At 45.9% G+C, this 8308-nt stretch carries 11 protein-coding genes; 4 read left to right on the forward strand and 7 right to left on the reverse strand.

The genetic code is table 11. The features are described 5' to 3' along the window. Positions 1-333: 333 nt before the first annotated feature. Entirely contained in the window at positions 334-1374 is a 1041-nt protein-coding gene (gene obgE, locus QUA34_RS23930; RefSeq protein ID WP_333389544.1) for a GTPase ObgE, read from the forward strand. Between the two features lie 139 nt (positions 1375-1513). Here obgE and QUA34_RS23935 read toward each other — a convergent pair whose 3' ends face one another. From QUA34_RS23935 to QUA34_RS23965, 7 genes are all read right to left on the reverse strand, one after another. Next, complete coding sequence (locus tag QUA34_RS23935) at positions 1514-1939, reverse strand: HNH endonuclease (RefSeq protein ID WP_333389559.1); 426 nt, start codon at positions 1937-1939, stop codon at positions 1514-1516. 21 nt (positions 1940-1960) lie between these two features. Further along, entirely contained in the window at positions 1961-2272 is a 312-nt protein-coding gene (locus tag QUA34_RS23940; protein WP_333389545.1) for a hypothetical protein, read from the reverse strand. 93 nt (positions 2273-2365) lie between these two features. Beyond that, positions 2366-2794 (reverse strand): HNH endonuclease signature motif containing protein, encoded by a 429-nt coding sequence (locus tag QUA34_RS23945; protein ID WP_333389547.1) that lies wholly within the window; start codon positions 2792-2794, stop codon positions 2366-2368. Beyond that, the gene (locus QUA34_RS23950; protein ID WP_333389549.1) at positions 2791-3264 is read right to left on the reverse strand and encodes a hypothetical protein; all 474 of its coding nucleotides are present in this window, start codon (positions 3262-3264) and stop codon (positions 2791-2793) included. The genes QUA34_RS23945 and QUA34_RS23950 overlap by 4 nt, the downstream gene beginning before the upstream one ends. Before the next feature lie 8 nt (positions 3265-3272). Further along, positions 3273-3662 carry a hypothetical protein gene (locus QUA34_RS23955; protein ID WP_333389551.1) on the reverse strand — a complete coding sequence of 130 codons (390 nt, stop codon included), beginning with the start codon at positions 3660-3662 and terminating at the stop codon, positions 3273-3275. Positions 3663-3727: 65 nt separating this feature from the next. Further along, positions 3728-5314, reverse strand: coding sequence for a serine hydrolase (locus QUA34_RS23960; protein WP_333389553.1), 1587 nt, complete (start codon positions 5312-5314; stop codon positions 3728-3730). Between the two features lie 305 nt (positions 5315-5619). Further along, positions 5620-6408 (reverse strand): RNA methyltransferase, encoded by a 789-nt coding sequence (locus tag QUA34_RS23965; RefSeq protein WP_333389555.1) that lies wholly within the window; start codon positions 6406-6408, stop codon positions 5620-5622. 158 nt (positions 6409-6566) lie between these two features. Here QUA34_RS23965 and QUA34_RS23970 point away from each other — a divergent pair, with 158 nt between their 5' ends. The 3 genes from QUA34_RS23970 to QUA34_RS23980 form a co-directional block, all read left to right on the forward strand. Continuing rightward, positions 6567-6722 (forward strand): DUF2256 domain-containing protein, encoded by a 156-nt coding sequence (locus tag QUA34_RS23970; protein ID WP_333081368.1) that lies wholly within the window; start codon positions 6567-6569, stop codon positions 6720-6722. 72 nt (positions 6723-6794) lie between these two features. After that, the gene (locus tag QUA34_RS23975; RefSeq protein WP_333081367.1) at positions 6795-7730 is read left to right on the forward strand and encodes an isoaspartyl peptidase/L-asparaginase; all 936 of its coding nucleotides are present in this window, start codon (positions 6795-6797) and stop codon (positions 7728-7730) included. A 338-nt stretch (positions 7731-8068) separates the two neighbouring features. Next, positions 8069-8308: hypothetical protein (locus tag QUA34_RS23980; RefSeq protein ID WP_333389557.1), on the forward strand; the 240-nt coding region annotated here is incomplete at its 3' end.

Genomic DNA, 8308 nt, shown 5'->3' on the forward strand with positions numbered 1-8308 from the left:
AAAATCTGCTTTGATACTACTTCAATAAAAGTCTTAGTACAATCCTCAATCTTATACAAATTATTAAAAATCGCAAATATTGGAGCCGGACACAGCATTGCCGTTTCTCTACAAATGCTCGCTTACAATCTCTCGCTCTGCACTACTTTTAAAAATTGGTATAATTATAATTTTCGGGCAACTGTAAGTCGCAACTAAACTTGGCTGGCGTCTGCCGACCCGGACTAAAGAAAAAGAGAAATATGGTACTTGGATCTGGTATCATAATAACTACTGACTATTGACAACTGACAACTGACAACTGACTATTGACTATTGACTACTGACTAAATTATGCAATTTATCGATCGAGCAGATATTCAAGTCGCAGCCGGCAAAGGCGGCGACGGTATGGTAGCTTTTCGCAGAGAAAAGTATGTACCGGCGGGCGGCCCCTCTGGCGGGACGGGCGGCAAAGGCGGTTCCGTGTATATGGTGGCGGTGGAAAGCCTGCAAACGCTGCTAGATTTTCAGTACAACCGGATTTTTAAAGCCGATGACGGGAAGCGGGGCGCGCCGAAAAATATGACCGGTGCCGGTGGGGACGATCGCACGATCGAAGTTCCCTGCGGTACAGTAGTTTACGACGCGGAAACTCAGGCCATATTGGCAGATTTGGTGACACCCGGACAGACTTTTTGTGTAGCCAAAGGTGGCAAAGGCGGTTTGGGGAATAAGTGTTTTCTAACCAATTCCAACCGCGCTCCCGATTATGCGATGCCGGGAAAAGAAGGTGAACACAAATTTTTGCGTTTGGAATTGAAGCTATTAGCGGAAGTGGGAATTCTGGGGATGCCGAATGCTGGCAAATCCACCTTAATTTCAGCTTTGTCTGCGGCTCGCCCCAAAATAGCAGATTATCCGTTTACAACTTTAGTCCCGAATTTGGGCGTAGTCAGAAAACCGACTGGAGACGGTACGGTGTTTGCAGACATTCCGGGATTGATTGAGGGAGCGCACGAAGGCGCGGGTTTGGGTTACGAGTTTTTGCGGCACATTGAGCGGACTCGGTTGTTGCTGCATTTGATCGATGTTACGGATGAAGATCCGATCGCCAATTATGTCACAATTCAGGAAGAATTGAAGGCTTACAGGCGTGGTTTAGCCGATCGACCGCAGATTTTAGCTTTTAATAAAGTAGATGCGATCGATCTCGAAAGCGAAGAAATCGGTAATTTAATCAGCCGACTTAAAGAAATTAGCGGCGCTCCTGTTTTGTTGATTTCCGCCGTTAGTAGACTTGGATTGGATGAATTGATGCAGCAAGTGTGGCAAAAACTCGACGAGATGAACGAAAAAGAGGCGGCGGAACAGTTAGCAGTCGTGAGCATTTAATCGCTTTCCGGTTCCTGAAATTTCCGTGAATAGCTAGGTGTTTTTTTGAGGGGGTCAAATCTTTCGGCTGTATGGCTGGTGCGGCAAGGGTTTGAGCCTCTCGGATCTCAGAAAAGATCTGGGACATCTATCTACGAAGTCAGTTTTTACTAAGTAAATCTTTAATTTCTTCAATAGTAAATGGAGGATATTTCCTATGAATCATTGCATGACAGTTAGGACATAGTGGACGTAAATCTTGAATAGGATTAACTTCATATTCTTGATTGATTTCAGATAAAGGTATTATATGGTGAACATGAATAAAACCTTTACCTATTTCTCCAAAAATTTTTTCAAAGTTAAACTGGCAAACATAACAATTTAGCCCATAATATTCAATACATTTTTTGCGAGCGGGATTATTCCTTTCATAGGCATTAACTTGTATTTGACGGATAGAACCTTCTTTAAAAGTTTGAGTTTCCTCTAATTCTCCGACTTCATCAGGAAAGATTAGCGTATCATCTGAGACACTAAAAGAATCGAAAAGCTGTTCAAAATTAAGTTTGGGTGTGGTTAAAATTTTGCAAACTAAAACATAGAGTTATTCTTCAGAATATTCTTTAAATCCTTCATAAATTTCTTTCTCACAACGCCATAACTCTCTCTGCCACCAGCCTCTACGCCTATTTTCATGATAAGGATCAAAGGCATCTCTCAAATTTTTGATTGTATTAGCGGAAATTCCCAGTAGAGAGCCTATTTTTTCATGGGTATCAGTCATGTTACCAAATCCCAATTTCTGATAACCATCTCTATCAAATCTTGAAAGATAATAAGCTACTATATAAGCATACGGGGAATTACAATCACCCAAGGAGTCTATAAGAGTATTCCAGTTATAAGGTTTTTTCACAATTAAAATTATTCATTTGTTTTGTAATACCGCTTCTCTAAGTCATTGCTACAATCGGCATCGTTGGGTTGATTTTATACAATCACCTACTGTTTATGTGGTTTGTGGGCGGGGTGCTGGAAATTCCCCAATACTGATAAGTTGCTCGCGTTCGAGGATGCGTTCTAGGAGGTTAAATTGCAGAATTTTAGCGGTTACGCGCCCTTCTGGTGTCCGTGGGACGATTGATCCTCCTTCTAGCCGAAAATGGTCTGACCATTCCTGGACACGGGGATTAAAAAAGGGAGTTAGTTGTCGTGTCTCAGGGTCGATGGAACCTAGGTCAGTTCCTTTGAAACGGTTGCAGCAAGGACAGGATAACGCTAGGTTTTCAGCTTCGGTGACCCCATCATGTTTTTCAGCAATGATGTGTTCCATTTCAAAGGCAAAGAGTGAAGCCGTTTGGGGAAATCGACAATACTCGCATTGCTCTCCGGCGCGTTGGGTCACTAGCCGACGCAGAGTGGCTGGTACATAACTCATGCTTCTGTCTGTAAGCGTTTATAGGCATTAGCTTTGGCTAAACGCACCCAATGTTCTAACAGCAAATAGCGATCGAGTTCAACTTCCTCTCTGGCCGAAAGAGTGCCGGATTTATTGCGATCGAGCAGTTCGCTCATGCGGGCTTGCAACGCAGGTGTGGGGCGGATTGCGAGGATTTCTTCTGGGCTGGGTTGACTCGCTAGCAGTTCGACGATTTGGCGATCGTCTTGGTAGGAGATGGTTTCTGCGGGGGCGAGTTCCCGAAGTGCGCGATCCAGGGCTTCCGGGAGACGATCGCCCAATTGTTGCAGTTTTTCGCCAAGGAGATCGGGAACTTCTAGGATAATTTGCATTAGCGCTGATGTGAGGATGGGAATTCCCTTGATTGTAACAAACGGAAAAAATGCCGTTAACTTAAATCCCGATCGGAGATTGAAACTGCATCGTCCGGTATTTGCAAAGTTGTTCAAAATTGAGATCACTGGCGAATTTGCCCATTGTAATCAACTCTGATTCGGCCATCTTGGGAAACCGTAACAACCGTTTCTACAGTAAAGACAGACGAACCAGGCTTGTTACCCTTAAAAGTAAAAGTCCAAGTTCCATCGCCATTGTCTACAAAAGGCGATTCCCTAGAAATACCGTGCATAGAAGCTTCAGCTCGATAGTTGCCTAAACCCCCATTAGCCCTTTCTGCTGCTTGACGGGCTAAGTTTTTTGCCCGATTGAGTTCGATATTATTGTTGATCACTCTCACGCCGTCCGTCTCAGATTCAGGAGCAGGATTAGCATTACTCAAGGTGGGGGAGACTCCAACGGCTAAAGTTGAGAGCGCTACCAGACAAGCAAGGCGGATGCTTAGTTTCATAATACAAACTGATTTATAGTTTGATAAAGTCTACGAGACTTGTCCGAAAAAACCCGGTTGAATTTTCAATTTTTAATTTTCACTTGTGAATCGGCTGGCGTTTCCCCACCGTACAAATAGCGGTAACTCATCCGAGAAATCTCCCGAATCAATGTTTGAGCTGGCTTCTCTGTTTCCGGTGAATGCTTCACCATCACCGCCACCAAATAACGCTTACCATTCGGCAAATCCACCATCCCCGCATCCGCTAGCATTGTATCAATGTTGCCGGTTTTGTGAGCAATAACTGAACCTTCGCCTAAACCTTTCGGCAGCAAAGAATCATTTCTAGTTTGGCGCATGATTTGCAAAATGCGATCGCGCGATTTGACGGATACCAAATTACCCCGATCAATCTGGGCTATGATATTAATCAAATCCTGCGGACTGGTAGTATTAGTTCCCTCCAAATCAGGCAAATTATTGCGGAGAACCGTCGCCCTCAAACCCCAATTGGCAAACTGCTGATTCAACACCTCAGCACCTCCCAACAACTCAATCATCATATTTGTCGCCGTATTGTCACTGACAACAATCATCTTTTGGGCAACTTCCAAAGCCGAATACTTCTTGCCAGGAGCCTGGTCTTGCATATCCCCAGAACCGCCGACAATGTGTTCGGACTTCAGCGTCAGCATCTGATCTAACTGCACTTTGCCCTCATCTACTGCTTGGAAAAAAGCTACTAAAATTGGCACTTTAATTGTGCTAGCTGAAGCAAAAGCAGTATCGCCATTAAAATTTAGGTAGCTTCCAGTATCTAAATCGACTAGAAATATTCCGGCTGTCAAACTAGGATTTTCTGTTGCTAAAACCTGAACTTGGGTTTTCAAAGCTCCTAATTCTTGATTCAGTTGCAGCACTTCTGGGGTTGCCGATTCCGCAGAGGCGCTATCGGCTTGGTTTTTCTGCCCTGCGGTGGTTTGTTCTTCTGGCGCTACAGTGGATGCTCGACTCACAGCATTTACCACCGACAGCAGCGTACCGCAAATCACCGCTATCCCAACTCCTAAAATCAGCAAGCGAGTAGCGTACACCAACGGTGGCACGCTCCGAGGTGCAGAGCGTTTACCCGGTCTCTCACTCGCTTTTGGGCGCGGTTTAGGCACGGGGGGTTTTTTGGCATCTGCGGGGATTACCGTGTCTGAAATGCGAACTGGGGGCGAACTGGGAAGACTTCCACGGGTGGTAGGGGGTGTGGCAGTTGGGATCTGGGTGTTGGGATTGCTGGCGATCGAACTCACATTTTCCCGCTCCTGATTGGGATCGGGAAACTCAAACATATCAACAGCAGCGAGGCCTTTTTTGCGGGGTTGGCGAGTCTTCGACTGCGGAGTTTTGCTGGTTCTGGGTTTTCTGGGGTTAATTGCCGATCGAGGATCGGATAAAAAGTCTTGTGTAGTAAATTCTTCCGAAGATGTGGGAGAATTGGCTCCATTTCTGCTGCCGCGGCCCTGTTGCGGTGGCAAAGTCGCAGGTTCGGGCGATCGAATTTCTGGGTTGCCGTTTTGCGGTTGCGGAGGGCGGCGGCGGCCCGATTTGCCAGACTGACTTGCTTTGCCGGACTTAGGCTGCTTTGAGCCGGAGTTGGGAGAAGATATCGAGGATATCACGGATAATATCGATCCTTTGGGAAACCGCTCTGCCACGTCTTACTCCTTCATCACTAATGTAAAGTTCAAGTTTAAGATTTTTCAGCTTGCCAGCCAATCAATTTTAGATTTTAGATTTTAGATTTTAGATTTTAGATTTGCCCCAGACGCTGCATGGTATCAGCAACCGGGTTTATTGCTCGCAAATTATCGCAAAGCTTAGGTTTTTAGTCAAGAAACCTTGTTATGAAGGTGATAAGTGGGTGCAGGAAAGTTCTCTGTGAAAAAAATCCTCAATCTCACATCCCCAATTATCAGCATTTCTCCTAGCTATCCATTGGATTTTCCGGCAACGCCCCATCCAGAGTATCAGAATTTGCCTCTCGTGGGTAAGTTTTGATTGCCCATTCTGTTTGGCGGAGGACGCCCCGCAGCATGGCGACTTCATCCACTGTCGGATAGGCTCTGTTGTACAAACGCCGAAATTTTTCCATCCGGCTTGCTGCTGTGTGCTGCTGCAAATATCCTATTTTGAGTAACAGCGTTTCTAGTTGCTGGTAATATCCCTCTAAATTTTCCAAAGGAGCCGATTCCTTCTGGCCACTGACAACTGACAACTGACAACTGACAACTGACTTGTATATTTCGTAACAGCAGATAGCGACGGCTTGAGCGAGATTTAGGGAAGTGTAGGCATCGCTGCTGGGAATGCGGATCAGGCGTTGAGCGCGGTTTAATTCGGCATTGGTCAAGCCACAGTCTTCTCGGCCGAAAATGAGGGCGCTGGGGGCTTCTAGGAGCCAAGGCAAGGCCTCTGCGGGTTCTTCTAGTTGTGTTGGCAACGATCGACTATCATCTCCTGTAGTTGCGATCGCTCTGACACACCCAACCAAAGCAGCGGGCAAACTCTCGACTACTTTCGCCGTTTCCAATATGTCGGCGGCGCGAACTGCCATCAGTCGGGATTCTTCCCCTAAATAATCGCATTGGGGATTTACCAAAACTAATTGGTGCAAACCCATATTTTTCATCACGCGGGCAACAGAACCCACATTCAAGGGCCCTGCTGGTTCGACTAAGACTATTCGGATGTTGGCGTCGGCCTTTTCGAGCATTTTTATTTGAGAGGTGTTTGGCAGAAATTAGGTTGTTTCCTTAGCAACAGGCCAGATGCCTGTTCCACAATCAAATTTAACTCTTGTGGAACACGCCTCTTGCCTGTTCATAAAAATGGTACAAGATGTGAATTAGTTAATCTATTGTCAAAATTAGCATGGCTAAGCAACGATCGAAATCTGATTTACCGACAAAAATGTGCTCAGTGTGCGATCGACCTTTTACTTGGCGCAAAAAATGGGCGGACTGCTGGGATGAGGTCAAATACTGCTCGGAACGTTGTCGTCGCCGCCGTTTGGCGGCTCAAGATTAAGAATTTAGGGCAAGTTGCTCGAACAAAGCTAAGATTGCAAAGGAAAAATTTTAGGTTATTAGGTTATAAATTATGGCATCGCAACAAGTGCAACCAAAATTAGTTATTCACGGCGGTGCCGGCAGTTCTCTACACAGTAAAGGCGGAATTGAGGCGGTGCGGAAATCGCTTTACGATGTTTTGGAGGAAGTTTATCCGCTGCTGAAAGACGGTGCAAGTGCCGTAGATGCAGTGGTGCGGGGGTGCCAATTGTTGGAAGATGACCCGCGATTCAATGCCGGTACTGGTTCTGTGGTGCAGTCGGACGGTCAAATTCGGATGAGTGCTTCGCTGATGGATGGTTTGATGCAGCGTTTCAGCGGGGCGATTAATGTTTCTCGCGTTCAACATCCGATCGAACTTGCTCAATTTTTGCAGCATTCGGACGATCGAGTTCTCTCTGATTTTGGTTCGGCGGAATTGCTGCGAGAACTTCAATTGCCGATTTACGATCCGATGACGGATTTGCGTTTGCACGAGTGGATGCAGGAACGCCAAGGCAATTTTAGCAAAGCAATGGCTGACGTGGTTGCCGAACCGGCCGGTGTGGGTACGATCGGAGTCGTAGCTTTGGATGTGCATGGACGCTTGGCTGCTGGGACTTCTACTGGTGGCAAGGGTTTTGAGCGCATCGGGCGGGTTAGCGACTCGGCAATGCCGGCGGGAAATTACGCGGCCCAAAGTGCGGCGGTAAGCTGTACGGGAATTGGCGAGCACATTATGGACGAGTGTTTGGCGGCGCGAATTGTGATTCGGGTAACGGATGGTTTGAGTTTGAAAGCTGCTTTTGAGCGTTCTTTTACTGAAGCTGACGAACGTCAACGGGATTTTGGCGCAATTGGAATTGATGCTAGCGGGGCGATCGCTTTAGGCAAAACTAGCGAGGTGATTTTGGGTGCTTTTCACAATGGTATGGAAATGGGCGATACTTTGGAAATGAGCAAGGGAACGTTGATTTTTATTGCTTAAAATGGCGATCGAAATTATCCTCCTAAAAGTTAGGAAATTGTTGACAACTTGCTGAATATAGCAATCCTAAGTCAGTACCAATATGTAGGGGTATTGCCCCCATGCCTACCCCCAGGGATCGGTGCAACCACGGGGGGTTTGCCCCTACAACAATTACACAATTCATTTAGGATCGCTATATATGTATTGGCGGTGTGGTATGTTAATTTAAATCCTCCTCACCGCCACTACCGATGACTCAACAGGAGAATCTCAATGCGATCGCTCAACCTCCGATCGCTCCAAAGAAATTACAAAAGTTGGTCAAGTTATGTAGGCGCAGTCTATGGGTAACTGCTGTGCTTGCCTTTAAAGTTCCAATTGTTGCCTACTTTTACACTAAACGACGAATTGCTTGTTATATTGCTTTGCTGCTTAGTAGTTTGATGGCTGTATTGACTTTATTCATAGTTTTTCCCAGAGAAATCCCGAAGGGCAGTACGCTTCCTGCTACGGCATTCTGGCTCTTCCGTACTTATTGTGCTAATTTTTTATTAAAATGCCAAAAAAGTAATGCCCGTATTTCAAAATTTATTAAA

The sequence above is a fragment of the Microcoleus sp. POL10_C6 genome, assembly GCF_036701585.1.
GTDB lineage: Bacteria > Cyanobacteriota > Cyanobacteriia > Cyanobacteriales > Microcoleaceae > Microcoleus.

Excerpts from the sequence above, each read along its gene's own strand:
- QUA34_RS23965 (WP_333389555.1), bottom strand. The coding sequence starts at position 6,408 with ATGCTCGAAAAGGCCGACGCCAACATCCGAATAGTCTTAGTCGAACCA.
- QUA34_RS23970 (WP_333081368.1), top strand. The coding sequence starts at position 6,567 with ATGGCTAAGCAACGATCGAAATCTGATTTACCGACAAAAATGTGCTCA.
- QUA34_RS23945 (WP_333389547.1), bottom strand. The coding sequence starts at position 2,794 with ATGAGTTATGTACCAGCCACTCTGCGTCGGCTAGTGACCCAACGCGCC.
- QUA34_RS23955 (WP_333389551.1), bottom strand. The coding sequence starts at position 3,662 with ATGAAACTAAGCATCCGCCTTGCTTGTCTGGTAGCGCTCTCAACTTTA.
- QUA34_RS23975 (WP_333081367.1), top strand. The coding sequence starts at position 6,795 with ATGGCATCGCAACAAGTGCAACCAAAATTAGTTATTCACGGCGGTGCC.
- obgE (WP_333389544.1), top strand. The coding sequence starts at position 334 with ATGCAATTTATCGATCGAGCAGATATTCAAGTCGCAGCCGGCAAAGGC.